This window comes from uncultured Oscillibacter sp., from assembly GCF_950073225.1.
GTDB lineage: Bacteria > Bacillota > Clostridia > Oscillospirales > Oscillospiraceae > Oscillibacter.
Map to the genome: position 1 here is coordinate 1 of NZ_CATMPS010000005.1, position 25,088 is coordinate 25,088.

At 62.6% G+C, this 25,088-nt stretch carries 21 protein-coding genes; 15 read left to right on the top strand and 6 right to left on the bottom strand.

Going from position 1 to position 25,088, the window contains the following annotated elements; genetic code table 11:
- Window positions 1–123: recombinase family protein (locus tag Q1M04_RS04395; protein ID WP_300446735.1), on the top strand; the 123-nt coding region annotated here is incomplete at its 5' end.
- Window positions 124–395: 272 nt separating this feature from the next.
- Here Q1M04_RS04395 and Q1M04_RS04400 read toward each other — a convergent pair.
- Window positions 396–3,227 (bottom strand): M56 family metallopeptidase, encoded by a 2,832-nt coding sequence (locus Q1M04_RS04400; protein WP_297997391.1) that lies wholly within the window; start codon window positions 3,225–3,227, stop codon window positions 396–398.
- Window positions 3,224–3,607 carry a BlaI/MecI/CopY family transcriptional regulator gene (locus Q1M04_RS04405; RefSeq protein ID WP_295757436.1) on the bottom strand — a complete coding sequence of 128 codons (384 nt, stop codon included), beginning with the start codon at window positions 3,605–3,607 and terminating at the stop codon, window positions 3,224–3,226. Before Q1M04_RS04405 ends, Q1M04_RS04400 begins: the two co-directional genes overlap by 4 nt.
- Window positions 3,608–3,938: 331 nt before the next feature.
- On the opposite strand from Q1M04_RS04405, the gene Q1M04_RS04410 reads away from it, so the two are divergent.
- The 10 genes from Q1M04_RS04410 to pyk all read left to right on the top strand — a co-directional run bounded on the left by Q1M04_RS04410 (window position 3,939) and on the right by pyk (window position 17,789).
- Window positions 3,939–4,373: a CBS domain-containing protein gene (locus tag Q1M04_RS04410; protein ID WP_293280318.1), complete on the top strand. Its 435-nt coding sequence runs from the start codon at window positions 3,939–3,941 to the stop codon at window positions 4,371–4,373.
- Window positions 4,374–4,660: 287 nt separating this feature from the next.
- Window positions 4,661–5,755, top strand: a complete 1,095-nt coding sequence (locus Q1M04_RS04415) for a TAXI family TRAP transporter solute-binding subunit (protein ID WP_297997388.1) — start codon at window positions 4,661–4,663, stop codon at window positions 5,753–5,755.
- Between the two features lie 150 nt (window positions 5,756–5,905).
- Window positions 5,906–7,945 carry a TRAP transporter permease gene (locus tag Q1M04_RS04420; RefSeq protein ID WP_297997386.1) on the top strand — a complete coding sequence of 680 codons (2,040 nt, stop codon included), beginning with the start codon at window positions 5,906–5,908 and terminating at the stop codon, window positions 7,943–7,945.
- 567 nt (window positions 7,946–8,512) lie between these two features.
- Window positions 8,513–10,207 carry an HlyD family efflux transporter periplasmic adaptor subunit gene (locus Q1M04_RS04425; RefSeq protein ID WP_297997384.1) on the top strand — a complete coding sequence of 565 codons (1,695 nt, stop codon included), beginning with the start codon at window positions 8,513–8,515 and terminating at the stop codon, window positions 10,205–10,207.
- A 1-nt stretch (window position 10,208) separates the two neighbouring features.
- A complete protein-coding gene (locus Q1M04_RS04430; RefSeq protein ID WP_297294034.1) occupies window positions 10,209–10,910 on the top strand; it encodes an ABC transporter ATP-binding protein in 702 nt (233 codons plus the stop codon).
- On the top strand, window positions 10,907–12,175 hold the full coding sequence (locus Q1M04_RS04435; RefSeq protein ID WP_297997382.1) for an ABC transporter permease: 1,269 nt from the start codon (window positions 10,907–10,909) through the stop codon (window positions 12,173–12,175). The genes Q1M04_RS04430 and Q1M04_RS04435 overlap by 4 nt, the downstream gene beginning before the upstream one ends.
- A 14-nt stretch (window positions 12,176–12,189) precedes the next feature.
- Entirely contained in the window at window positions 12,190–14,484 is a 2,295-nt protein-coding gene (locus tag Q1M04_RS04440; protein ID WP_297997380.1) for an S-layer homology domain-containing protein, read from the top strand.
- Between the two features lie 142 nt (window positions 14,485–14,626).
- Window positions 14,627–15,667, top strand: a complete 1,041-nt coding sequence (locus tag Q1M04_RS04445; protein ID WP_297997378.1) for an AbiH family protein — start codon at window positions 14,627–14,629, stop codon at window positions 15,665–15,667.
- 31 nt (window positions 15,668–15,698) lie between these two features.
- Window positions 15,699–16,769 (top strand): S-methyl-5-thioribose-1-phosphate isomerase, encoded by a 1,071-nt coding sequence (gene mtnA / locus Q1M04_RS04450; protein ID WP_297997376.1) that lies wholly within the window; start codon window positions 15,699–15,701, stop codon window positions 16,767–16,769.
- Between the two features lie 15 nt (window positions 16,770–16,784).
- Entirely contained in the window at window positions 16,785–17,789 is a 1,005-nt protein-coding gene (gene pyk / locus Q1M04_RS04455) for a pyruvate kinase (RefSeq protein WP_297997373.1), read from the top strand.
- 211 nt (window positions 17,790–18,000) lie between these two features.
- On the opposite strand, the gene Q1M04_RS04460 is transcribed toward pyk, so the two are convergent.
- Both Q1M04_RS04460 and Q1M04_RS04465 read right to left on the bottom strand, forming a co-directional pair.
- On the bottom strand, window positions 18,001–18,675 hold the full coding sequence (locus tag Q1M04_RS04460; RefSeq protein WP_297997371.1) for a PolC-type DNA polymerase III: 675 nt from the start codon (window positions 18,673–18,675) through the stop codon (window positions 18,001–18,003).
- Window positions 18,672–19,385, bottom strand: coding sequence for a DNA/RNA non-specific endonuclease (locus Q1M04_RS04465; RefSeq protein ID WP_297294039.1), 714 nt, complete (start codon window positions 19,383–19,385; stop codon window positions 18,672–18,674). The genes Q1M04_RS04460 and Q1M04_RS04465 overlap by 4 nt, the downstream gene beginning before the upstream one ends.
- 189 nt (window positions 19,386–19,574) lie before the next feature.
- On the opposite strand from Q1M04_RS04465, the gene pdaA reads away from it, so the two are divergent.
- The 4 genes from pdaA (at window position 19,575) to Q1M04_RS04485 (ending at window position 24,067) form a co-directional block, all read left to right on the top strand.
- The gene (gene pdaA / locus Q1M04_RS04470; protein ID WP_295757465.1) at window positions 19,575–20,321 is read left to right on the top strand and encodes a delta-lactam-biosynthetic de-N-acetylase; all 747 of its coding nucleotides are present in this window, start codon (window positions 19,575–19,577) and stop codon (window positions 20,319–20,321) included.
- A gap of 84 nt (window positions 20,322–20,405) precedes the next feature.
- Complete coding sequence (locus tag Q1M04_RS04475) at window positions 20,406–21,068, top strand: UDP-N-acetylglucosamine pyrophosphorylase (RefSeq protein WP_297997369.1); 663 nt, start codon at window positions 20,406–20,408, stop codon at window positions 21,066–21,068.
- A 139-nt stretch (window positions 21,069–21,207) separates the two neighbouring features.
- Window positions 21,208–21,504, top strand: coding sequence for a metal-sensing transcriptional repressor (locus Q1M04_RS04480; protein ID WP_293280593.1), 297 nt, complete (start codon window positions 21,208–21,210; stop codon window positions 21,502–21,504).
- A 37-nt stretch (window positions 21,505–21,541) separates the two neighbouring features.
- A complete protein-coding gene (locus Q1M04_RS04485; RefSeq protein WP_297997366.1) occupies window positions 21,542–24,067 on the top strand; it encodes a heavy metal translocating P-type ATPase in 2,526 nt (841 codons plus the stop codon).
- Between the two features lie 59 nt (window positions 24,068–24,126).
- Here Q1M04_RS04485 and Q1M04_RS04490 read toward each other — a convergent pair whose 3' ends face one another.
- Together Q1M04_RS04490 and Q1M04_RS04495 are read right to left on the bottom strand one after the other, a co-directional pair.
- Complete coding sequence (locus Q1M04_RS04490) at window positions 24,127–24,360, bottom strand: hypothetical protein (RefSeq protein WP_297997364.1); 234 nt, start codon at window positions 24,358–24,360, stop codon at window positions 24,127–24,129.
- 35 nt (window positions 24,361–24,395) lie between these two features.
- Window positions 24,396–24,953: a hypothetical protein gene (locus Q1M04_RS04495; RefSeq protein ID WP_204790512.1), complete on the bottom strand. Its 558-nt coding sequence runs from the start codon at window positions 24,951–24,953 to the stop codon at window positions 24,396–24,398.
- Window positions 24,954–25,088 lie beyond the last annotated feature (135 nt).

The following is a 25,088-nucleotide window of genomic DNA, read 5'->3' on the forward strand; positions in this document are numbered from 1 at the left end:
TCTGGGAAACAGGTTAAGAACCAGGGTGAGTTAGAGAGATTTTTGATACAGGAGCACCACCCGGCGATTGTAAGCAGGGAGCTGTTTGAAACAATCAATCAGGCACGCAAAATAGATCCATAAAGGATTGATAAAAGTCAATAGCAGCAAACAACAAAGTGATTTCTTTTCCCTCTCCGGCATCAGCCTTTCTTCCTGAATCGTTGTGCCGCAAAGGATTCAAAGAAAAATCGATTTTGACCCCTTACTCCATAATGAATGAGCCTCGTTTTTCGAACTATTTTTTCGAAAAACGAGGCTCTTCTTTTATCCAATCCGCTGCTATATCCAGGTTACAGGAATCCCGCCGCATCAGCGGTATTTTTTTAAACTTTATCGAAAAACAGGACTCTTTCTCAGCCTTCGTCCGGAGACAGCAGTCCCTCGTTTTCCAGGGCGCGGGCCAGATCCTCCCGGAACAGCTCTGAGCCGGGGAAGCAGTCATTTTCCATTTGGGAGAACAGGAAGGTCCGCTTCCCGTTTTCGTCCAGATGGAAGCACAAGTAATCGCATCCCGGGTAGCCGATCATGCACCAGCCGTCCTCCCCCAGGTAGGACCCGCCCGCCAGGACGATCCGGTCCGGGGTCGTGGTGTGGGTCTCATAGCTCAGGTTCCAAATCTCAATGCGAAGGTCCCCGAACTCCTCGTAGGACGGCCCGGTCAGATCGGTAAGGCGCCAGTCGTCCCAGACGGCGTTCCCCGGACCGAAGTTCTCCTCGTCGTAGCGCCCGGAGCCGTCTACGCCGTAGCCCTCCGCCGCCAGGGTCTGGAACTGCGTGTCCACGAACAGCGCCGCCTGCCGCAGCACCTCCGCCGGAGGGGTCTTTAAGCTGTTGGCGATATGATCCGTGTAGCCGCTCTCGTCCTTATAAATCCGAAGGCTTTCCCCGTCGAAAAACAGCGTCCGGTAGCCCGTGACCGTGATGTCATAGCCGGGGAGGGGGACCTCCACAGACATGGAAAGGTACCGCCCGTCCGGGTCCCAGAAGCCGGATTCCAGATATCCCACCTCGGGCCATGCGTCATGAATGAGGGCGTCCAGGTCCGCCTCGAAAAGGGTCCCGTCCCGCAGGAAGAAGAGCCGCGAGACATTCCACCCGTCGGAGGCGGCCACCTCCCGCACGCCGTCCCCGTCCAGGTCCGCCTCGGTCACGTTTCCCAGGGCCCGGAGGAGCAGGGAGGGCGTACCGTCGCCGGAGAAGGTGTAATAGTCGTTGATCTGGCCGAAGGAGTGTTCGGTCAGCTGGCCGTAGTAGGAAATCCGCAGGCCGGATTGGCCGAACAGGTTTGTAAAGGGCTCCACGCTGCCCTCCGCCGTCCACCCGGCGGAGTCCTTCCCGGGCACGGTTAAAAAGCAGTCCCGCTCTGTGGCGGAAACCGCCACGGCGGCATAGAGCTCGCCGTCTCCGGAGCGGCAGATCTCTATATAAAAGCCGTCGTCCCTGTCCTCATAGGGTTCAAAGCGTGTGGTGTACAGCGTTTCCGCCGTGCCGCCGCGCCGCTCCACCTGGAGCTCCGGGGCCCGGTAGGGCTCCACGCCGTCCAGGGAAATCACCCGCTCCGGCTCCCAGGCCGGGTAGGCCGTGGGAATGACGGGCGGGTCGTCGTTCCGGACCCAGTTGCTTAAGAAGCGGCAGCCGCCGTCCTTTTGCGGCTCCAGCGTCACACAGACAGGGCCGGAGGAGATCATGTTCATCTCGCCGTTCCCGCTGCTGAGCCCGGGAAAGCCGCTGCCCTCGTAGTACAGGAGAACCTTGCCGTCCTTCCGTTTTCCGGAGATGAAGGTGACTTCGCCGGGATAGTTCGTGTCGCCGTGGAAGTCATAGTAGGCGTCGTATTCCTCCAAATAGGTGAACCGGTCCAGGCCCCATTGGTCCGTCTCGTCAAGGGCGAGGCCCAGGTACTTCTGCAAAACCGCGTCCATCTCAGCGGCAGGACATTTCACAAGGTCCACCATGGGGTCCTCGCCGCCATAAGCCGCGTCCGCCACGGCTTGGCGTTCCTCCTCCGTCACCTCCATGGGCGCTCCCGTGCCATTGTAGAAGAGCTGGAAAAGGTCGATTTGTTGATAATCCTTCGGGGCCTCCACGGCCAGGAAGAGGAACTGGTTCATCATGTTGAAGCCGTCGCCGTTGAATACCTCGGTATTGAACCGCTCCAGCTCCTCCGCCGTCAGGGGCCCGTCCTCCGGCGTCTCCAGGGTCTCGGATTTGGCGAAGGAACAGGCGCAGACCAGAAGGGCTAAGGCCGCAGACAGCACCGCCGCCCACAGCCAGCGCTTCGGGGCCCGGGCAATGCGCCGCACCCGCTCCCGGAGGCTCCGCTTGTCCCCTGTCATGGTGGTGGCGCAGCGCAGAAGGTCCCCGGGCCGGGGCTTGGCGGTGACCAGGGCCAGCAGGGTGGAGCCGTAGGCCCGGCGCTCCCCGTCGCCCAAGCGCTTCAGCGTCCCCTCGTCACAGGCCAGCTCCGCGTCCCGGCGGCTGAGGACCGCCGCCAGCCACACCAGGGGGTTCCACCAGTGGACCGCCAGGGCCGCGCACCGCAGCAGCGACCAGATGTGGTCCCCCTGGCGGAAATGCGTGGCCTCATGGGCCAGCACATGGCGGAGCATTTCCGGGTCCGCCGCCGTTTCCGGGGTGACGTACACCGCCGGGCGGAGCACGCCGAACAGGCAGGGGGAGGGCAGGCCCGCCAGGGTATAGACCAGCAGGGAACACTCCGCCGCCAGCGGAACCCGGAGCCGCCGCAGCCGCCGGGCAAAGCTCAGGTTGGAGAGCAGGAACGCCGCCGCCATCGCCGCCGACCCCGCCAGCCAAATTCCGCCCAGCAGGGCCCGGGGATTCAGCGGCCGCCGGGCCGCCGGAGCGGCGGCTTCCTCCCCGGCGGGGGCGGGGAGGGTCTGGACGGTCTGCCCTGCCGCGTCCCCTTGGGCAGGGTCGATTTTTTCCGCCGGGGTTTGGGGCCCCCTGGGAAGCGCTTGAACCACGGAAAGCTCCGGGAGCACCCGGGGCGCTTCCACAGGGGCGGTGAAGAACTGTCCGGGCACCAAAAGCCGGGCCAGAACCACCGCCCAAAGGGCATACCGCAGCCGGGCGCCGATTCGCCGCCCGAACGCCGCCCGGAGAAGAAGCACTGCCGCCGTCAGCGCCGAGGCCGTCAGCACCCAGTTCAGCAAAAACGCGCTCATTGAGGGCCTCCCTTCTCCGCCTGATCCAAAATGGCCCGAAGCTCCGCGATCTCATCGCCGGACAGCTCCTGCCGCTGGGCCATGGCGCTCATCATCATCCCCACGCTGCCCCGGTACACCCGGTCCAAAAAGCTCCGGGTCTCGGCCACCTCCGCCTGCTCCCGGTCCACAAGAGGGACATACGCCTTTCCCCGGCCCGCCTGCTCACAGCGCAGCAGGCCCTTGGCCTCCATACGGTGGAGGATAGTGATGGTGGTGCTTCTGTGCCAGCCCACCGTGCGCTCCAGCTCGCTTACAATCTGCATGGCCGTCCGGGGGCTTTGCTCCCACAGGCAGCCCAGGACGTTCCACTCGCTGGAAGTCAGTTTGACGCGCTCCATTTTCTGCGCCTCCTTGTCTACATTGTAGACATAGTATAGCACAGGAAGTCTACAATGTCAACAAAATATTATTTCCGCGCTTTAAGCTCGGAAATAATAAAAGCGCCTGCCGCGCTTCCCGAAATCCGGCGGGATTCCCGCGGAAAGCCGGGCCCCGGCGGCAAGTCCCCCGCCGCCGGAGGGCGCGCCATTTTTCAGGCAGCTCCCCGGCAGATTTCATAAACTGTTCACCATTTATCCAGGCCCTTCCTGTATATTATAGATATGCACCTCACCCCCACTATGACCCAGGCGGGCCGGCCCGCCTGCCCATCAGAAATGAGGCATCATTGTGAATATCGCTTACCTTCTGACGCCGAAGCATCGCGTCGCCTACCTGTACGACGACAACACCATACGCCAGGGCCTGGAAAAGCTCCGGCATCACGGCCGCAGCGCCGTCCCCGTCATCAACCGCAAGGGCCAGTATGTAGGCACCGTCAGCGAGGGGGATTTCCTTTGGCGGCTTCTGCCGGACGAAAGCACCCCTTGTCCCTGCTCCGTGAAGGAGCTGGAACGGCTCCACGTCCGGGACATCCTCCGGGAAAACCCCTCCGTCCGCATCACCGCCTCCGTGGACGAGCTGCTGGACACCATCGTCCGCCAGAATTTTGTCCCTGTGGTGGACGATCTCAACAGCTTCATCGGCATCGTCACCCGGCAGGACATCATCCGGTGTCTCGCCGAGGAGAAGGAGGCCCAGCCCACCCTCCGAAAAATCGTGTAAACGGCACCCAAAAGGCCGCCCCTCACCGGGCGGCCTGCATTTTTGCACAAAATTTTAATTTTTAGAAGGAGCCCCTTTGTGCAGTTTCTCCGCATTCGTGGAAATTGGCCTGAAAACTTTCACAAAAACGCCTTTCGATGCAGGAATATTCATGTTAACTTGCAAAAATTATTTACTACGCTAAAATGTCCCCTTGTAAAAAGGGGCATTTTATGGTATGATAATCACATACTTGCAAGAGTTGGCTTCAACCCTCGCAAAATCCAATCCCGAAAAGAGGAAGAACGATGAAAAAGAAATTCTCTCTGCTGATGGCTGTCCTCATGCTGGCCATGCTCCTCTCCGCCTGCGGCGGCGATACCGGCTCCAAGGGCGGCGAAGACGGCGCCGTGGGCGGCGTGGGCGGCGGAAGCTCCGCCCCCGCCGACACCTCCGCCCCCGCCGACACCGGAAGCTCTGACGGCTCCGGCGCTTCCGCCGTGGCCCAGGACACCAACACCGTGGCCGTGGGCGCCGTGGTCATCGCCCGGGACGACGTGCCCGAGGACGACATCTACGCCCTGACCTCCGCCATCTTTGAAAACATCCCCACCATCACCGAGCAGCACGCCAAGGGCGGCGAGCTGGACCTGGACTTTGCCTCCTCCGTCACCTCCGTGCCCTATCACCCCGGCGCGGCCAAGTACTTCGCCGAGAAGGGCAAGGAAGTCGCTTCCGTGAAGGAAGGCGCGGGCTCCGGCGATTCCAAGGCCCTGACCTTCGGCACCGGCGGCGAGTCCGGCACCTACTATGCCTTCGGCGGCGTGCTGTCCAGCTATATCTCCAATAACACCGGCGTCTCCGTCACCGCCGTCACCTCCGGCGGCTCCAAGGCCAACATCGAGGACCTGGCCGCCGGGGACATCCAGCTGGGCTTCGTCCAGTCCGACGTTATGAGCTACGCCTTTAACGGCGAGCGCCTCTTCGACGCCAAGGTGGAGAACTTCTCCGTGGTGGCCGCCCTCTACATGGAGCAGGTGCAGATCGTCACCACCAACCCCGACATCAAGTCCGTGGCGGATCTTGCGGGCAAGTCCGTCTCCATCGGCGACCGGGGCTCCGGCGTGTGGTTCAACGCCGTGGACGTGCTGGGCGCTTATGACATTGACCCCGACAGCGGCATCAGCCCCGTGTACCAGGGCTTCGGCGACAGCGCGGACAGCCTGAAGGACAAAAAGATCGACGCGGCCTTCGTGGTGGCCGGAGCGCCCACCACCGCCATTGTGGACCTGGCCACCAGCGGCCCCGTGTACCTGGTCAGCCTGGACGAGGAGCACACCAGCGCCCTGCTGGAGTCCTCCCCCTACTACAGCGCCTACACCATCCCCGCCGGGACTTACTAATCCCCCAACCCGAGCCATCCCCGGCAAGGGCCGCGTCAAGCGGCCCTTGCCGCATTGAAAGGGCAGCTCTCCCGCCGCCCCTTCAATACGGCAAGGACCTGTTTTCCTTTGTGATACCCCTGTGTTTATTTTAATAAGGAGTAGGATTCTATGAGCGAGAAAGACAAGAAACACCTTCCCGGCGTGGACGTCGGCACCGCGGCGGACATGGACGAGGTCATGCGGAAGTTTGACCGGGAATCCGCCACCCGCATTTGGCAGGGGACACCCAAGCTGATCGTGGGTGTGGTCATGGCCCTGTTCTCCCTGTACTGCATCTGGATGACCCTGCGCTGCACCTGGGACCTGCCCATCCGGCTGACCTCCTTCCTGGGGCTTATCACCATCATGGGCTATCTCACCTACCCCGCCCGGAAGGACCACGTGAAGCCCAATTCCATGCCCTGGTATGACATTGTGCTGATGCTGCTGGGCGCCGGGTCCTTCTTCTATTACTGCCTGAACTATAACTCCCTGGTCATGGTCATCACCAGCGCCGCCAAAATCAACCCCGCCAGCGAATCCGCCATCCCCAACGCCTGGTTTTACCTGGCCATCGGTGTTGTGGCGATTCTGGTGCTGGCGGAGCTCTGCCGCCGCTGCGTGGGGCTGCCCATCCTGTTCGTGGTGGGCGCGCTGCTGATTTACACCTTCGCCAGCGGGCAGAATCTGGCCCGGGTCATCTATACCCTGTTCTACGGCACCTCCGGCGTCATGGCCACCCCCATCCAGGTCTGCGCCAAGTTCATCGCCGTGTTCATCATCTTCGGCGCGTTCCTGGAGCGGACGGGCATCTCCAATTTCTTCATTGACCTCGCCAACTCCCTGGCGGGCAGCACCTCCGGCGGTCCCGCCAAGGTGGCGGTCATTTCCTCCGCCCTGTGCGGCATGGTGTCCGGCTCGTCTGTCGGAAACACCGTCACCACCGGCTCTGTCACCATCCCCATGATGAAGCGCACCGGCTATCAGGGCGAGTTCGCCGGGGCGGTGGAGGCGGCGGCCTCCACCGGCGGGCAGATCATGCCCCCCATCATGGGCGCGGCGGCCTTCCTCATGGCGGAGTACATGGACACCACCTACGCCAACGTGGCGGTAAAGGCCATCCTCCCCGCCCTGCTGTACTTCACCGGCATCTTCCTGGCTGTCCATCTGGAGGCCCGGCGGCTGAATTTGAAAGGCGTTCCCCGGGACCAGCTGCCCAAGTTCGGCATCCTGATTCGCAGCATCTACCTGCTGCTGCCCCTGGTAATCCTGGTGTGGATGGTCTCCACCGGAACCCGGACCCTCCAGTTCTCCGCTTCCATCGCCATTTTGCTGGCCATCCTGGTGAGCCTGCCCCATATGTTTACGGACAGCCGGGCCCAGCACGACGAGGGCTTTGCCGTCCACTTCGTGAAGGACACCGCCTCCATGATCGTCAGCGCCCTGGAGGCCGGCGGCCGGAGCTGCATCACCGTGGCCGTGGCCTGCTCCATGGCGGGCATGGTGGCCGGGTGCATCACCGTGACGGGCCTGGCCTCCAAGCTCATCAACGGGGTCATCAACATCAGCAATATGATCCCCATTCCGGCCCTGTCCCTGTTCATCGCCCTGTTCTTGACCATGCTGTGCTGCATTGTGCTGGGTATGGGCGTGCCCACCACGGCCAACTACTGCATCATGGCCTCCACCTGCGCCCCCATTCTGATTCAGCTGGGCATCGGTAAGATTCCCGCCCACTTCTTCGTGTTCTACTTCGGCATCGTGGCGGATATCACGCCTCCCGTGGCCCTGGCGGCCTACGCGGGCAGCGCCATCGCCAAATCCGACCCCATGAAAACCGGCGTCAACGCCACAAAGCTGGCGATCGCCGCCTTCATCGTCCCTTATATCTTCGCCTACAGCCCGGCGATGCTGTTCGTGGACGTGACCAGCGTCTTCCAGGTGGTGCAGATTATTATCAGCGCGCTGCTTGGCATCTTCGGCGTGGCCGCGGCGCTGAACGGCTACCTGTTCCGGCCCATCCCCAAGTGGATGCGCTTCGCCCTGGTAATCGCGGGTCTTGCCATGATGGTCCCCGGCTCCGCCACGGACGTGGTGGGCCTCATCGCCCTGGCGGCCATGGTCTTCTATCAGCGGGCCATGGCGAAGAAGGGCCCCGCCGCCGCCTGAGCTTTTCCAAAAACCGCCCCGCTTCGGGGCGGTTTCAGACTGTCAAAAAAGTATTTTTGCCAGCCTGGGCAAGTTTTCAAAACCTTTGAAAAGGTTTTGAAAACTTATGATTAAAAACGAAAGCAACCCTTCCTGGGTTCCTCTCGTAACTCTCTTCCTTCCCGTCGGGGATGGTTTTTACGGTTTTTCGACACTCTGAAACCGCCCCGCTTCGGGGCGGTTTTTCCCTGACAGGGGGCTTTGACGGAAATCCGCCGGGTTCCTTCCAGATATTTGTACAGAATCGCCGGAAACCTTTCCAGCCCTTCCAGCGTCTAACCTGTAAAGGGGCCGCGCCCAAATCTTTCGAAAATCTTAAGAAATCTGTAACCGTTTTGTTGTTGTTTTCCCCGCCGAACTGTTCTAGCATAGATGATACAGTTTTGATGCAGGACCCCGCTACCCTGTCCCTGTGCCGTCCCGGCGGCGGACGCCCCGCTGGGGACCGCCGTTTCAGGCCCCGCGCCTCTCTTTGGAGGGAAGGCGCGGCGCTCAGAAATTCCATCCAACCTTTGAAGGAGAAAGCCTATGTCAGAAGTCATGGATCGCGAACAGCAGGCCGCGGCCGTTGAGACGGCCCCGCCTCCCGCGCCGGAAACGGCAGCGGAGAAGACCTCCCTTTGGAAAAAGTGGAGGGGGATGCCCCGGAAGAAGCGGAGAAAGATCGTCCGGCGGTTTATTTTTCTCCTGATTCTCATTGCCATCGGCCTGGGCGTCTGGAAGTTCCTGTCCGCAAAGAAAGGCGGCGAGGAAACCGAGGTGCTCACCGACGTGGTGCAGTACAACTCCATCACCTCCACCGTGGAGGGCAGCGGGCTGACCAAGGCCAAGGACAGCGAAACCATCACCATTGCCACCACGGGAACCGTGTCCGAGGTCTTTGTCAACGAGGGCGACACCGTGGAGCCGGGGACCCCTCTGTTCGTCATCGACTCCGACGCCGCCCGCACCGCCGTGGACAAAGCCCGGCAGGATGTGCTGGGCCGGGAGAAGCAGCTCAACGCCCTTTTGAAGGACGTGGCGGGCCTCAACCTGGCGGCGGGCTACTCCGGCAAGCTGATGGAAGTGGTGGACCTGAACCCCGGGGACACCATCAGCAAGGAGCAGAAGCTGGCGGTGCTGGCGGACGACACCCGCCTGCGGCTTACCCAGTACTACAGCTACGCCTACGAGGGCATGATCCACCAGGGCCAGAGCATGGATGTCTCTATCCCCGCCCTGATGAGCTCCATTCCCGGCACGGTGGAGGCGGTCCACATGGTCAGCCGCATCACGCCGGAGGGCACCAAGCTCTTCTCCGCCGACATTCTGGTGGAGAACGAGGGGGCCCTTACCGCCGAGATGGCGGCCTCCGCCACCGTGACCACCGCCGAGGGCGAGACCATCTACCCCTATGAGCCCGGGAAGCTGGAGTACTACCGCACCGGCGATCTGAAATCCACCGTCAACGGCACCGTCCTCTCCAGCACCCTGGTGGACTTCCTCCAGGTCACCGCCGGGCAGGTTTTGGTCCGGGTGGACGGCGAGGACAGCGAGGCGGAGATCTACTCCGCCCAGCAGAGCCTGGACGAGGCCCAGAAGACCCTGGAAACCGCCGAGAAGAACCTGGCCAACTGCTCCGCCGTGGCCTCCATCGCGGGCAAGGTCATTGGCCTTACGATGAAACCTGGAGACGAAATCGCCGCCAACACCACGGTGGTCACCATCTCCGACACCTCCTCCCTGATGGTCAACGCCACGGTGGACGAGCGGAACGTCAGCGCCGTCCAGGTAGGGACCATGGTAGACCTGGACCAGTGGGGCACCATGGCAATGGGCACGGTGGAAAGCGTCAGCCTCTCCAGCACCATCAACAACGGCGTGGCAACCTATCCCATGGTCATCTCCGTGGACAACGCGGAAGAAACCCTCCAGGTCAACAGCTACATCAACTACAAGCTCACCGCCAGCGAAAACGACAACTGCCTGGTGCTGCCCCTCCAGTCCGTGCGCACCGTCTCCACCGAGGAGGGCGAGACCCTGACGGTGGTCTACGTCAAGGGCGACCGTCCGGACAACGTGGTGGAAAACATCATGGCCGACGAGACGATTCCCGAGGGCTTCTGGCCCGTGGCCGTGGAAATCGGCATCTCGGACAACTACAACGTGGAAATCAAGTCCGGCGTGGAGGAAGGCACCGAGGTCTTCACCCAGATTCAGACGGCCAACCCCTGGGGTTACTGATATGGCAAATCTGATTGAATTGAAGGACATCTTCAAGATCTACGGCGAGGGTCTTGAAAGCGAGGTCCGGGCCCTGGACGGGGTTTCCCTCACCATACAGCGGGGGGAATTCGTGGCCATCGTGGGCCAGTCCGGCTCCGGCAAGTCCACCATGATGAACGTCCTGGGCTGCCTGGACATTCCCACACGGGGGAACTACCTCCTGGACGGCACCGACGTCCGGGAGCTGACGGACACAGAGCTTAGCCGCATCCGCAACAAGGAGATCGGCTTCATCTTCCAGCAGTACAACCTGATTCAATCCCTGACGGTGCTGGAAAACGTGGAGCTGCCCCTGATTTACCAGGGCGTCCGGGCGGACGACCGCTATGACCTGGCCCTGGAGGCCCTGAACCGGGTGGGCCTTTCCAACCGCGTGAAGCACAAGCCCACGGAGATGTCCGGCGGCCAGCAGCAGCGGGTGGCCATTGCCCGGGCCATCGCCACCAAGCCCCCCATCATCATGGCCGACGAGCCCACCGGCGCCCTGGACTCCCGGACGGGCCACGAGGTGCTGGAGTTCCTCCAGCAGCTCAACCGGGAGGGCACCACCGTTATCCTGATTACCCACGACAACGGAATCGCCGCCACGGCCCGGCGCTGCGTGCGCCTCACCGACGGAAAGATCGTGGAGGACAAGGAACAGGAGGTGGACTGGTTTTGAACATCCGTCAGGCAGTGAAAATGGCCTGGAAGTCCATCATCGGCAAAAAGGGCCGGTCCATGCTGACCATGCTGGGCGTCATCATCGGCATCGCCGCCGTCATGACCATCGTCTCGGTCATGAGCGGCTACGCGGCAAAGACCATGGAGCAGTTCTCCGCCATGGGCAGCAACAAAATCTCGGTAGGCATCGACAACTATGTCTATATAGAGGACGAAAACGGCAACTGGGTCCCGGCGGGAAAGGACTACTTCCCGGACCTGTACGCCTACTGCAAGTCCATCCCCCAGTACATCGTGGGCATCACGCCGGAGGCCCGGGCCAGCGTCAACGTGGTCTACGGCACCAAGAACTCCGCTAACTTTGAGTGGGACTGGGACGAAATGGGGAACTTGACCGGCCAGCGGCCTCCGGACGTGTACTACGTCTCCGACCAGTACAGCGCCTGCAACAATCTTGTCATTGCCAAGGGCCGGGACCTGGGAGAGCTGGACGTGGAGCGGTACAACCAGGTCTGCGTCCTGGGCTCCCAGGCGGCGGAGGCGTTCTTCGACTCTGCAGACCCGGTGGGCAAGGACCTCCAGCTCAACGGGCAGAGCTTTGAGGTGGTGGGACTTTACGCTCCCCGCATCTCCGGGAGCGACGCCCAGGGAAGCACCATCGACAACATCATCGTCCTGCCCTACACCGCCCGGCGGCTCTTGGGCGGGGACTACATCTCCAACTTCATCGTCAAGGCCAGGGACGGCGTCTCCACCACGGAGGTGGCCACCCGCATTCGGGGCTTTTTGAATGGCCTGATAGACCCCTCCACCGGGGGCTCCTGGGTGCAGCCCGACGACCGCGGGCTTCAGTACATGAACGAGCAGATGGGCATGATCTCCCTGGTGCTGGGCGGTATCGCCGCTATCTCGCTGCTGGTGGGCGGCATCGGCATCATGAACATCATGCTGGTGACGGTGACGGAGCGGACAAGGGAGATCGGCATCCGCCGGGCCATCGGCGCCCAGCGGAGCTCCATCGTCACCCAGTTCTTGATCGAGGCGGCCATGCTCTGCGGCATCGGCGGCGTCATCGGCATTTTGCTTGGCACCCTGGGCTGCTACGTGGCGGGAAACCTGCTGTTTAAAATGACCATTTACCCCTCCGCCAGCGTGACGGCCGGGGCCCTGGGGTTCTCCGTGCTGCTGGGGCTGATCTTCGGCAGCTACCCCGCCATTAAGGCGTCCAAGCTCCAGCCCGTCGAGGCGCTCCGAGCGGAATAATGAGGAGGAAGACTATGAAAAAACGCGTGTTGTCCCTGCTGCTCCTGGCGGCCTTGGCGGCGTCCTTACTGGTCCTGCCCGCCCAGGCCGCGCCCCCCGCCAACCGCTTCTACGACCTGGGCGGCGACGCTTACGCCCAGGTGGAATCCCTGCGGCTTATGGGCGTGATGGACGGCTTTTCCGACGGGAATTTCCGGCCCAACGGCCAGCTCACCCGGGCCCAGTTTTGCAAGATGGTGGTCTGCGCCCTGAACGCCGAGGACGAGCTGGGCCTTTACCGCACCGTCACCGTCTATCCGGACGTGAAGCCCTCCCACTGGGCGGCGGCCTATATCAACATGGCCTCCAAGGGGAAGAACGCCATCTCCGGCTTCTCCGACGGCAAGTTTTATCCCGACCGCACCGTCACCCTGGGCCAGGCGGCCACCATTCTCCTGCGGGTCCTGGGGTATAAGGACGAAAACATCGGCGGTGTGTGGCCGGACAGCTATCTGTCCTTCGCCGCCTCCATCGGCCTCACCGACGGGGTGGACACCACCAAGGGAAACTCCCCCCTCAGCCGCAGCGACGCCGCCATCCTTTTCAACAACCTCCTCCGGGCGGACGTCCAGGGGGATAAGACCGTCAGCAATTTCCTCACCGCCGCCGGGCTGACCACCAAGACGGACATGGTCCTGGTGTCCTCCAACGCCCGGGGCCCCGACGGCAAGGAGACCGCCATGCTCTTCTCCGACGGATCCATCTACCAGATGGCGGGAGACAAGGCGTCCAACGGCTCCCTCAACGGTCTGAAGGGCACGCTGGTACTGGAGGGGCAGAAGGTCCGCACCTTCCTTCCCGACGCTCTGGGCATCAGCCGTACCGTCACGGTCGCCAAGGCCGAGGCCAACGTGATTACGGACCGCTCCGGCGCCAAATACAACGTCACCTCCGGCACCAAGGTCTACCGCAACGGCGCGGAAACCACCTGGAGCGAAGCCCGGTCCTGGGTGAATCCCGGCACGTCCCTGACGCTGTACCTGGGCACCGCCGGAAATGTGGAATTCATCTTCGTCGGCGGCGGCGACAGCTCCACCGAGGCGGTCATTGTCTACGAGAAGAACTCCGTCAAGGGCTTCGACGCCCTCACCGGAGGCGTGGGCGGCTACACCATCTACAAAAACGGCTGCCGGGCCAACGCCAAGGACATGCGGCCCTATGACGTGGCCACCTATGCCAGCTCCACCAACACCATCCGGGTCTGCGACACCCGGCTGACGGGCTACTACGAGTCCTGTACCCCCAGCCCCACGGAGCCCACCAGCCTCCGCCTTCTGGGCCACGACTTTGACGTGCTGCCCACGGCCCAGTCCACCCTGGCCAAGTTCCGTCCCGGGGACCAGATCACCCTGCTGCTGACGGAGGACAATAAGGTAGCCGGGGCGGTAAAGCCCAACACCGCCGGAGCCAATGCCAACGCCATCGGAATCGCCACCTCCATTTCCGGCACCAGTGCCACGGTGGAGCTCCTCTGCGGCATTGAGATCAAGGGCACCGTGGACCTGGGTGAAGCCTACGGCAACCGCGCCGAGCAGATCCGCCAGGAGGAGCTGGCCCGGATGCAGAACCGCCTGGTCCGAGTCACCTCCACCGGAAAGAACCGGATTGGCCTGGTGCGCCTGGGCGGCGGCGTCTCCGGCGCGCTGGACCTGGAAAAGCGCCGGATCGGCAGCAGCAATCTGGCGGAGACCGTCAGCGTCTTCCGCTACACGGCGAAGGGCATCGACACCCTCAGCCTCAGCGACCTGGGGGCCGGGCCTATCCCCAACGGTGAAATCAGCTACGCCCACACCAACTGGGCGGGACAGGTGGATATCATCGTCCTGGGAGCCGTGGGCAGCGGCGCAACCCTGTACGGCCGCACCTCCATCTCCCTGGACGACCGCGATGTCCGGCGCATCGCCATCTTCAACGACCAGGGACAGGTGACGGACTATTTCCGCAGCAACTACGACATCGCCGGAGGCGTATACGTGGCGGCGGTGGAGTCCAACGACGGCACCGGCTTCTCCAGCCTCAAGCCCCTCACGGCCTTGAAGGACGTGCCCAACACCGCCTGGAGCGGAGAGGGCGCCGTCACAGTGGACGGGCGGACCTACAGCATCCCCGTCACCGTCATGGCCTACAACAAGGACACGGGGGAGTGGATCTCCGCCGGAGACGGCAAAACCGTGGTGGAGATCGCCCACGCCTATGCCAAAAAATGCGACATGTACGCCAGCGAGGACGGCGTCATCCGCGCCATTGAGGTGGGCGGAGACTTCCGCTGAGGCGGCTCCCGCAGTTTAAAGAAAAGCGCCCGGACACTTTGTGTCCGGGCGCTTTTGCTGTTCCGAGAGGCATTGCAAAAAACGACGGCTTATGTTATAATTTTTCATCCGCAGAAATTCCATGCCGAAGGAGGCTTTCCCTATGCTGGTCACCTTTTTAATCGGAAACGGCTTTGATTTAAACCTGGGGCTGGAGACGAAATACGCCCATTTCTATCCCCTCTACCTCAACAGTCCGAAATTTTCCGCGAATGACCCAGATATTCTTGCCTTCAAGGAACTCCTGGCGGAAGACGGCGGCTATTCCCGCTGGGCGGATTTTGAGCGGGCCCTGGGAGAACACACGACGGAGCCGCCGATAAACAGCGAAGCCGCCCTCCGCAAATGCCTCAAGGACTTCAAGCGCTGTTTTGCCCAATATCTGCAGCAGGAGGAGGACCGCATCAACTTTGACGACTGTAGCCGCAGCATGGCACACAAATTTGCCGAATGTCTCTGCACGCACAGGGATTATCTGGAGCCCCGCCTTTTCCGCATTGTCCAGTCTGCACTGCCCGCAAAAGAAGTCTCGATCTATCATATTTTGGACTTCAACTATACGACCATCATTGACCGGCTCTTTCCTTTCTTCTCCTTCAGCGACCTTCGCGGTGGTGATAAAGGCCGCCTTATCCATGTACACGGCACCCATACCAGCGGCATGATTTTAGGTGTGGACAACCTTTCTCAGGTGGCCAATCCCGACCTTTTTACCAATGCCGTTCAGCAGCGCATGTTCCTGAAACCTCTCTTGAACCAGCAGTCCGGCCAAGGTCACGACCAGGACGCGCTAAGCTGCATCAAGCAAAGCGATGAAATCTGTATTTTCGGCATGTCCCTGGGAGAAACCGACCTCATCTGGTGGCAGCGCATCGGATTGTGGCTCATCAGCAATTCCCGGCACCAGCTTCTGATTTTTACCCGGGGGCAGGCGTTGGACCCCCTGTTCCCCGAGGACATCCTGGATCACCAGGATAAGATCCGGAATCTTTTCCTGTCCCGCACAACCCTCGCGCCTGAAAGTTACCCCGACTTCCGGGACCGTATTCATATTGTCATTACATCCGATTTCTTCCGCCTGGAGCCCGCGATGAAGGCTCCCCTTATCGGAAATCCCTCCCCGCCCGCTCTCACTCCGGCCTGATTTTCCGCCCCCATGAGAAAGGAGCTCTCCCATGTCCACCGCTTTGAAAGCCGTCACCCACGCTCAAAATATCCGCTATGACAAGGCCGCCGAGGCCCTGTACATCATTGACCAAAGCCTCCTGCCCAACGAGGAACGGGAAATCCGCCTCCGGACCGTGGACGAAATGGTGGAGGCCATCCAAAAGCTCCGGGTCCGGGGCGCCCCGGCTATCGGCATCTGCGCTGCCTACTGCCTCTATGCCCTGGCCCGGACCATCGAGGAGCCGGACGCCGCCGCCTTCCAGGCCCGGCTCCGGGCGTATTCCGCCCAGCTCAACGCCTCCCGCCCTACGGCGGTGAATCTCAGCTGGGCCCTGGGGGAGATGGGGCAAACCGCCGCCGCCCACGCCGGGGACCCCCGCCCCGCCCTGCTGGAAGCCCTGTACCAAAGGGCGGTGGAGATTCACCAGGACGACATCGCCAAATGCCGGGCCATCTCCGAGCACGGCCTGAGCCTCTTAAAGGAGGGGGACGGCGTCCTCACCCACTGCAACGCCGGGCCTCTGGCCACCTCCCGCTACGGCACCGCCCAGGGGCCCTTTTTCCTGGCGGCGGAGCGGGGCATCCATATCCGCGTCTTTGCCGACGAAACCCGGCCCCTGCTCCAGGGGGCCCGGCTCACCAGCTACGAGCTCCACCGGGCCGGGGTGGACGTAACGCTGATTTGCGACAACATGGCCTCCATGGTCATGAAAAACGGCTGGGTCCAGGCCTGCTTTGTGGGCTGCGACCGGATCGCCGCCAACGGGGACACGGCCAACAAAATCGGCACCAGCGGCGTGGCCATTCTGGCAAAGCACTACGGCATCCCCGTCTACGTCCTGGGCCCCACCAGCACCATTGACTTAAGCTGCCCCGACGGGGACCACATTCCCATTGAGCTCCGGGACCCGGAGGAGATTAAGACCCTCTGGTACGACAAGCCCATGGCCCTGCCGGGCGTCGCGTGCTACAACCCCTCCTTTGACGTGACGGACCACACCCTGATTTCCGGCATCGTCACGGAGCAGGGCATCTGCCGCCCCCCCTATACCGAGAGCCTGGCGGCCCTCTTCCGCTGAGGGGAGGCGGCGACCATGGTTCAAATCTACGGCACCCTGGGCCCCGCCTGCTCCGATACCAAAACGCTGGAGGCCCTCTTTCAGGCCGGGATGACCGGCGTGCGGCTGAACCTCTCCCACGCGGGCCTTGACCGCGCGGCGGAGCAAATCGAACACCTCCACGCCGCCGCCCGGAGCCGCGGCGTCACGCCCCGGCTCCTCATCGACATGCAGGGCCCGGAGCTCCGGGTGGGCGCGCTTCCGGCCCCCCTGGAGCTGGCGGAGGGAACCTCCGTCCGCCTGGGAAGGGATGTCCCCCTGCCCGCCGCCGTCCTGCCGCGCTTAACCCCCGGACAGCCGGTGCTGCTGGACGACGGGAAGCTGCTCCTGCGGGTGGCGGAGCTCCTGCCGGATGGGGCCCTGGCCCGGGTGGAGCGGGGCGGCTTGCTGCAAAGCCGGAAAAGCGCCGCCCTTCCCGGCGTGGACGTCCATCTCCCCGCCATGACGGACAGCGACCGGGAGAATCTCTATCTGGCAAAGGACTACGGCGTCACCGGGGTCATGCAGCCCTTCGTCCGGGGCCGGGAGGATCTGGAGGCCGTCCGGGGGGTCTTGAACGCCGCCGGGGGAGAGGGCATCCGCCTCTTTGCCAAAATCGAGAACCTGGGAGGCGTGGAGAAGCTGGCGGAGCTGATCCCCGCCGCGGACGAAATCGTCGTCGCCCGGGGGGACCTGGGGAATTCCGGCCCCCTTTGGAAGCTCCCGGCCCTGCAAAAGCGCATCGCCGCCGCCTGCCGGGAGGCGGGGCGGCCCTTCATGGTGGTGACGCAGATGCTGGCCTCCATGGAGCAGAATCCCGTCCCCACCCGGGCGGAGGTCAGCGACATTTTCAACGCCGTGCTGGACGGCGCGTCCTCCGTCATGGTCACCGGGGAGACCGCCGTGGGGAAGCACCCGGTGGAGGCCATGCGCTACCTGGCCCATACCGTCCGGGAGGCGGAGGCTTACCGGCGGGAGGCCAGCGCCGCCGGCGGGTTATAGCCTCCGGAGCGGACTTCGCGCACACCTGATAGGCCACGTTGGCGGCGGCAATTGGGGCAATGGGCCAGATATAGAAAACCATGGGCAATCCCTCCTAAAAAATAGACAGCCAGGCTGAAAGCCTGACTGCCGGCAGGTGCCCACCTGTCTTTTGCAAGCGTATGCCACAGCGGTCCGGCGGCGTCAAGCGCCGGGCCGTTTTTTTCCGCCCTTACGCCAGCTCATACAGCGGCCTTACCCGCTCATAGGTCTGGGCCCGGTAGGTGACGGAGGAAATCCGCCGTCCCGAGACCCCATACTTGGGATGGGCGCCGAAGAGGTCCACGTACCGCTCCAGGTCGTCCCGCTCCGCCGCCATGGCCTCCAGCGCCAGCGCCGCCGCCCGGGCGTCGTCAATGGCCCGGTGGCTGTTCACCGCCTTGTCCTCCAGGCCGTAGGCGGCAATGGCGTTTTCCAGCTTGTGGGGGTAGTCCCGCCGGTCCTTATACACCGTCAGCGCGTCCAAAAACCGAGGCTTTTTCAAGACTTCCGCCAGCCCCCAGGGCCGGAGGAGGCCATAGAGAAAATTCAGGTCAAACTGGGCGTTATAGGCCACGATCAGCGGCCGCTCCGCCCCCTCCAGAAGGTCCGCGAAGGCCCGGGCGGCTTCTTCGTCCCCCACGCCATCGGTTTCCAGCCGCTCCTCGGTGATGCCGGTGAGATTCACGATGAAGGGGTCCAGCCGCCGCCCCTCCGGCAGGCGGATAAAGAGGTCCATGCCCCCGGTTTCCACCCCATCCTCCAGCGAAACCGCGCCGATTTCGATGATGCGGTCCCGGCGGTAATCAAGGCCGGTAGTCTCCGTATCGAAGACTACGATCCGGTCAAACTGCTCCCACAGCTTCATGCCGCGTCCTCCTCCAGCCGGCTCTCCCCGGTGGCGTAGTCGATGACCACCCCGGGCTGAACGTTGTAGGCGAAGATGTTGAAGCACACGCCGTCCCCGGCGTCCTCCACGGAATAGGCCTCCATCTGCACCCCCCGGGCCACCAGCTCCGTCCCCACAAACACCGGCGTCACCCGGTAGAGCACATGGTTGTCCGTCCGCTGAACATAGTCCGCCACGTCGTTTTCAAAGGGCAGCATCCCGGTGACGTTCAGATACCGGGTGCCGGTGATGAGATTTTTTTCGTTGGCGTTTTCCCCCGCCAGCTGGAAGCCGATGAGGTGGCAGCGGTTGTAGAGATACTTTCCGTCCACGCAGTCGTACTTGGCGGAAACCCAGCCTGTGGGCTTCACGTTCCCGATGGCCTCCCGCTCCTCCGTGGGCATCAGCTCCGGGCAGATGTTGGCGTAAGCCGCGCCGCAGCGGCCCAGGTAGTCCAGCTCGCTGTAATCCTCAAAGGCCTCCAGGGTCATCTCCTCCTTGGTGAAGCCCGGCTGGTTGTCCTCCAGCTCCACATAGGCCGCGCCGCTCCATTCCGGGATGTCCTCCAAAGACACCGTCTCCGGACGCAGATACCACTGGACCGCCGCCGCGATCACGCACAAAACCAGCAGCGCCGCCATCTGCTTGGGGGTGAGCTGCTGCTTCGTTTTGCCTCTCCGCTTTGCCATACCGTCCTCCTTAAAGCGAAAATTTTCGACACCCCAAATATAACATCTTTCGCCAGCTTTTTCAACCGATAATCCGCCCGCCCCCGGACATGCTGAATGGTGACAACATTTCAAAAACCGGAGGTGCCTATGCTCCAGCGTATGCGAAACCTATGTTTGCTCATGCTCCCCCTTCTCTTCCTGGCGGGGATGCTCTATCTCCAGGGAAAATCCCTCCCCGCCGCCGCCCCCGCCGTCATTCCGGCCTCCGCCGACAACTGGGGCCTCTCCTTTCCCAACGAGGGCCAGTCCCCCGTGGGCAACGCCAGCGCGGAGGATCTGGCCCGGTACAACGCCTGGTTCCTGGGGGACACGTCTCAGAAAGTGATCTATCTGACCTTTGACTGCGGCTATGAGAACGGCTATACGGAACAGATCCTGGACGCACTGAAAAAGCACAACGCCCCGGCGGCCTTCTTCGTGGTGGGCAACATGATCGAAACCGCCCCGGACATCATCCGCCGCATGGCGGAGGAGGGCCACATCGTGGGCAACCACACCTTCCACCACCCGGACATGTCCGCCATTTCGGACCAGGCGGCCTTTCAGAAGGAGCTGGACAGCCTGGCGGACCTCTACCAGGAGACTACCGGGAAAGAGCTTCCCCATTTCTACCGTCCGCCCCAGGGGAAGTACAGTGAGGAAAATCTCAAGCAGGCCCAGGCCCTGGGCTACAAGACGGTGTTCTGGAGCCTGGCCTATGTGGACTGGTACGTGGACAACCAGCCCACGGCGGAACAGGCCTACGCCAAGCTTCTCCCCCGCATCCACGACGGGGCCATCGTGCTTTTGCACTCCACGTCCAAGACCAACGCGGACATCCTGGACGAGCTCCTCACCAAATGGGAGGACATGGGCTACCGCTTCGCCTCCCTGGAGGAGCTGCCGGCGGCCTGACTTCCCCTTGCAACTCCTGGAGAACTGGTATATAATAACGCCAGACCGCCGCCCTTTTGGCGGCGAAAACAGGAGGCGCGTTTTATGGATCTGACGATCACGGCCCTGCTGGACCTCTCCCACACCCTGGCGGGGGACTACCTGGCCCAATTCCAATACCCCTGGGAGGCTCTGGACGGCATCAAGCAGCTGATTTTGCGGCTTGGCCCCGCCCTGGACCCGGCGGAATATGAGGAGCGGTCTCCTCACGTTTGGGTCCACAAGACCGCCTCGGTCGCTCCCACGGCCTTCCTGGGCGCGCCCTGCGTCATTGGCCCGGAGACGGAGGTCCGGCACTGTGCCTTCATCCGGGGTTCCGCCCTGGTGGGGGCGGGCTGCGTGGTGGGCAACTCCGTGGAGCTGAAAAACGTCATCCTCTTTGACGGCGTGCAGACCCCTCATTATAACTACGTGGGGGACTCCATCCTGGGCTTCAAGAGCCACATGGGCGCGGGGTCCATCACCTCCAACGTCAAGTCCGACAAAACCCTGGTGGTGGTCCGAAACGGGGAAGAACGCCTGGAAACGGGCCGGAAGAAGTTCGGGGCCATCCTGGGGGACCATGTGGAGGTGGGCTGCAACAGCGTGCTGAACCCCGGGACCATCATCGGCCGGGCCTCCAGGGTCTATCCCCTGTCCTCCGTCCGGGGGGCCGTCCCGCCGGACAGTATTTTCAAAGGGCCCGGAACCGTCGTTCATCAGGATTGACCGCGCTCATACAAAAGCCCGGCATGGGGGAAACTCCCTGTGCCGGGTTTTCTTTTTAAATGAGGGCTTGACAAATACCCCTGGGGGGTATATGATGAGAATACCCCTAGGGGGTATTTTAACAAAGGAGGCGTCCGCTATGGAAACCTGCGACTGCCACAAGACCAAGGAGCGCTCCGAAGAGGAGGTCAAGCGGCTGGTGAATCGCCTGAACCGGGTGGAGGGCCAGATCCGGGGCATCCGGGGCATGGTGGAGCGCAGCGCCTACTGCCCCGACATCCTGGCCCAGGTAGCCGCCGCCAACGCGGCGCTGAACGCCTTTTCCAAGGAGCTGCTCAGCGAGCATATCCGCACCTGCGTCACCCGGGACATCCGGGAGGGAAAGGACGAAACGGTGGAGGAGCTGCTGGACACCCTCCAGAAGCTGATGAAATGACTTTTATAAATTATCTTTAAAATAGGAGGTTCTGCATATGGAACAGTATAACGTCACCGGCATGAGCTGCGCCGCCTGCTCCGCCCGGGTGGAAAAGGCCGTGGGCAAGGTGCCGGGGGTCACGGCCTGCTCCGTCAGCCTCTTGACCAACTCCATGGGCGTGGAGGGCAGCGCCTCCGCCGCCGAGGTCATCGCCGCCGTGGAGAGCGCGGGCTACGGCGCGTCCCAAAAGGGCGGGTCAAAAGCCGCCTCCGCCGGACCCGCCGCCAATCCCGAGGAGGCTCTGGCGGACCATGAGACCCCCCTGCTGAAAGAGCGGCTGTGGTCCTCCCTGATTTTCCTGGCGGTGCTTATGTACTTTTCCATGGGCCATATGATGTGGAATTGGCCCGTCCCCCAGTTCCTCCATGGAAACCACATTGCCATGGGCCTGATCCAGCTTCTTCTGACGGTGGCCGTCATGGTCATTAACCAGAAATTCTTCGTCAGCGGCTTCAAGAGCCTCTGGCACCGGGCCCCGAATATGGACACCCTGGTGGCCCTGGGGGCCTCGGCGGCCTTTGTTTACAGCACCTATGCCCTCTTCGCCATGACGGACGCCCAGGTCCGGGGGGACATGGGCGCGGTGATGGACTACATGATGGAGTTCTACTTCGAGTCCGCCGCCATGATCCTGGCCCTCATCACCGTGGGCAAGATGCTGGAGGCCCGCTCCAAGGGGAAGACCACCGACGCGCTGAAAAGCCTCATGAAGCTGGCCCCCAAGACCGCCGTGCTGGAACGGGACGGGAACGAAATCACCGTCCCCATCGAGCAGGTCCAAAAGGACGATATCTTCCTGGTCCGCCCCGGCGAGAACATCCCGGTGGACGGGGTGGTGGTGGAGGGCTCCAGCGCCGTCAACGAGTCCGCCCTCACCGGGGAGAGCATCCCCGTGGACAAGGCTCCGGGGGACGGCGTGTCCGCCGCCACGGTGAACCAGTCCGGCTTCCTCAAGTGCCGGGCCACCCGAGTGGGAGAGGACACCACCCTCTCCCAGATCATCCAGATGGTCAGCGACGCGGCGGCAACCAAGGCTCCCATCGCCAAAATTGCCGACAGGGTTTCCGGCGTCTTTGTCCCGGCGGTCATCGGCGTGGCCCTGGCGACCACCTTGGTGTGGCTGCTGCTGGGGCAGACCGTCGGCTTCGCCCTGGCAAGGGGCATCTCCGTGCTGGTGATCTCCTGCCCCTGCGCCCTGGGGCTGGCCACGCCGGTCGCCATCATGGTGGGCAACGGCATGGGGGCGAAAAACGGCATCCTCTTTAAAACCGCCGCCTCTCTGGAGGCCGCGGGCCGGACGGAGATCGTGGCCCTGGACAAGACCGGCACCATCACCCAGGGAGAGCCCAAGGTAACGGACATTCTCCCGGTCCAAGGACTTACGGAAACGGAACTGCTCCGGCTGGCCCGCGCCCTGGAGCAAAAGAGCGAGCATCCCTTGGCGAAGGCCATCTTGCAAAGAGCGGAGGAGGAGCAAATCCCGGCGGAGGAGGTCACGGACTTCCAGGCCCTGCCGGGGAACGGCCTCACCGCCCGGCTGAACGGCGCGGCCCTCAGCGGCGGCAATCTCAGCTTTATCAGCACCCAGGCCGCGGTCCCCCAGGACCTTCAGTCCAAGGCCGAGGCCCTGGCGGGCCAGGGCAAGACCCCGCTGTTTTTCAGCCAAAACGGGGCGCTGCTGGGCGTCATCGCCGTGGCGGACGTTATCAAGGAGGACAGTCCCCAGGCGGTGAAGGAGCTCCAGAACATGGGCATCCGGGTGGTGATGCTCACCGGCGACAACCAGCGCACCGCCCAGGCCATCGGGAAACAGGCCGGGGTGGACGAGGTCATCGCCGGGGTCCTGCCCGACGGCAAGGAGAGCGTTATCCGGAGGCTCAAAGAGCAGGGCCGGGTGGCCATGGTAGGGGACGGCATCAACGACGCCCCGGCCCTGACCCGGGCGGACACCGGCGTCGCCATCGGCGCGGGGGCGGACGTGGCGATTGACGCGGCGGACGTGGTGCTGATGAAAAGCCGCCTCTTGGACGTGCCCGCCGCCATCCGGCTCAGCCGGGCCACCCTGCGGAACATCCATGAGAACCTGTTCTGGGCCTTCTTCTACAACACCATCGGCATTCCTCTCGCGGCGGGGCTCTTCATCCCCTTCGGGCTGACGCTGAACCCCATGTTCGGCGCGGCGGCCATGAGCCTCTCCAGCTTCTGCGTGGTTTCCAACGCCCTGCGGCTGAACCTGTTCAACCTGCGGGACGCGAGAAAAGATAAACCCTTAAAATCCAAACATTCCAAACATTCCGAGGAGGTAACGACTATGGAAAAGACCATGAAAATCGAGGGCATGATGTGCGGGCACTGCGAGGCCAGAGTTAAGAAGGCCCTGGAAGCCCTGCCGGAGGTCAGCGCCGCCAACGTCAGCCACGAGAGCGGCACGGCAGTGGTAACCCTTTCCGGGGCCCTGGCCGACGAGGCTTTGAAGAAGGCCGTGGAGGACCAGGATTACAAGGTGCTGGGCATCCAGTAAGGCCTCAAGGCAGAAAAAAGGTGGACCGCCGGGCGGCGGTCCACCTTTTTTATACGCTTTTAGAAAGTGAATTTTTCGTCTTCGTCCCGCCGTGCGTCTTCCTTCCCGGCCAGCTTATCCGACAGTCCGGCCCGTTTGAGCTCCTCCACTTCCTGCTTGCAGGACTTGGCCTGGGCTTTGCGGAACTCCTCCATAAAGCCTGACAGAAGAGCCTGGTGTCCCATTCCGGTATAGGACGGAGCGCGAGGGGCTCTCGGCCCTCCACAGCCAAAGGCGTTTGCCGCTGAAATCATCGTCCAGCCTCCCTTTCGATTGGTTTGAAAGCCCGTCAGGCGATCGCGTCCAGGAGGTCCCGGACCTTCCCGAACAGGCGGGCCTCATCGGTCTTCCGCCAGGATTGGCTGTCCGAATCCCAGCTCTGGAAGCTGGAGAGGAATTTCATCCAGCCCAGAACGTCGCCCTTCCAGGAATCAAAGGACCAGGGGTCCCTGACGGGGGCCGTATAAAGGCTGGCGGTGCAGGTGGGCCCGGAGAGATCGACAGGAGTCATTTCCAGGCCGCTGAACCCGCAATGGAGGAAATCCTTGTCCTCCTGGTCCAAAACGCCAAACTCGCAGAGCTTGCCGATGAGGGACTGGTAGTCCTCCCAGCTCATATTTTTCAGGTCGAAATTCTCCTTCAGGTACTGCTTCTGCTCCGCCGTCAACGGGGTCTTGATTACTCCGTTTTCCAGCCGGTCCCTTAGACGGTCGAAGTGCGCCGCGCTCCCCTTTTTCGCCATCTCCAGCACCTGCTCCCGGAATTCCGGCTTGGCGTAGCCCACGTTCGGGCCGATGGGGTCCATCCACTCTTTGGGGATGCTCTGTCTGCTTGTCGCTTGAATCATGGTTTTTCCTCCATTTCACAGATTCATTGGGTTTTGAGCGCCCCGTCTTTGAATCCGTTCAATGGAAACGCCCCTGCCTCGATTCCCTTCTTTTCGGAATATCGGCCGGATTTTGGGAAATGTAAGAGGCTCTTC

Bases quoted from the DNA above. Each gene is read 5' to 3' on its own strand.
- pyk (WP_297997373.1), top strand. From the start codon at position 16,785: ATGGTTCAAATCTACGGCACCCTGGGCCCCGCCTGCTCCGATACCAAA.
- Q1M04_RS04490 (WP_297997364.1), bottom strand. From the start codon at position 24,360: ATGATTTCAGCGGCAAACGCCTTTGGCTGTGGAGGGCCGAGAGCCCCT.
- Q1M04_RS04415 (WP_297997388.1), top strand. From the start codon at position 4,661: ATGAAAAAGAAATTCTCTCTGCTGATGGCTGTCCTCATGCTGGCCATG.
- Q1M04_RS04420 (WP_297997386.1), top strand. From the start codon at position 5,906: ATGAGCGAGAAAGACAAGAAACACCTTCCCGGCGTGGACGTCGGCACC.
- Q1M04_RS04425 (WP_297997384.1), top strand. From the start codon at position 8,513: ATGTCAGAAGTCATGGATCGCGAACAGCAGGCCGCGGCCGTTGAGACG.
- Q1M04_RS04440 (WP_297997380.1), top strand. From the start codon at position 12,190: ATGAAAAAACGCGTGTTGTCCCTGCTGCTCCTGGCGGCCTTGGCGGCG.
- Q1M04_RS04475 (WP_297997369.1), top strand. From the start codon at position 20,406: ATGGATCTGACGATCACGGCCCTGCTGGACCTCTCCCACACCCTGGCG.
- Q1M04_RS04400 (WP_297997391.1), bottom strand. From the start codon at position 3,227: ATGAGCGCGTTTTTGCTGAACTGGGTGCTGACGGCCTCGGCGCTGACG.
- Q1M04_RS04430 (WP_297294034.1), top strand. From the start codon at position 10,209: ATGGCAAATCTGATTGAATTGAAGGACATCTTCAAGATCTACGGCGAG.
- mtnA (WP_297997376.1), top strand. From the start codon at position 15,699: ATGTCCACCGCTTTGAAAGCCGTCACCCACGCTCAAAATATCCGCTAT.
- pdaA (WP_295757465.1), top strand. From the start codon at position 19,575: ATGCTCTATCTCCAGGGAAAATCCCTCCCCGCCGCCGCCCCCGCCGTC.
- Q1M04_RS04445 (WP_297997378.1), top strand. From the start codon at position 14,627: ATGCTGGTCACCTTTTTAATCGGAAACGGCTTTGATTTAAACCTGGGG.
- Q1M04_RS04485 (WP_297997366.1), top strand. From the start codon at position 21,542: ATGGAACAGTATAACGTCACCGGCATGAGCTGCGCCGCCTGCTCCGCC.
- Q1M04_RS04465 (WP_297294039.1), bottom strand. From the start codon at position 19,385: ATGGCAAAGCGGAGAGGCAAAACGAAGCAGCAGCTCACCCCCAAGCAG.
- Q1M04_RS04460 (WP_297997371.1), bottom strand. From the start codon at position 18,675: ATGAAGCTGTGGGAGCAGTTTGACCGGATCGTAGTCTTCGATACGGAG.
- Q1M04_RS04495 (WP_204790512.1), bottom strand. From the start codon at position 24,953: ATGATTCAAGCGACAAGCAGACAGAGCATCCCCAAAGAGTGGATGGAC.
- Q1M04_RS04480 (WP_293280593.1), top strand. From the start codon at position 21,208: ATGGAAACCTGCGACTGCCACAAGACCAAGGAGCGCTCCGAAGAGGAG.
- Q1M04_RS04405 (WP_295757436.1), bottom strand. From the start codon at position 3,607: ATGGAGCGCGTCAAACTGACTTCCAGCGAGTGGAACGTCCTGGGCTGC.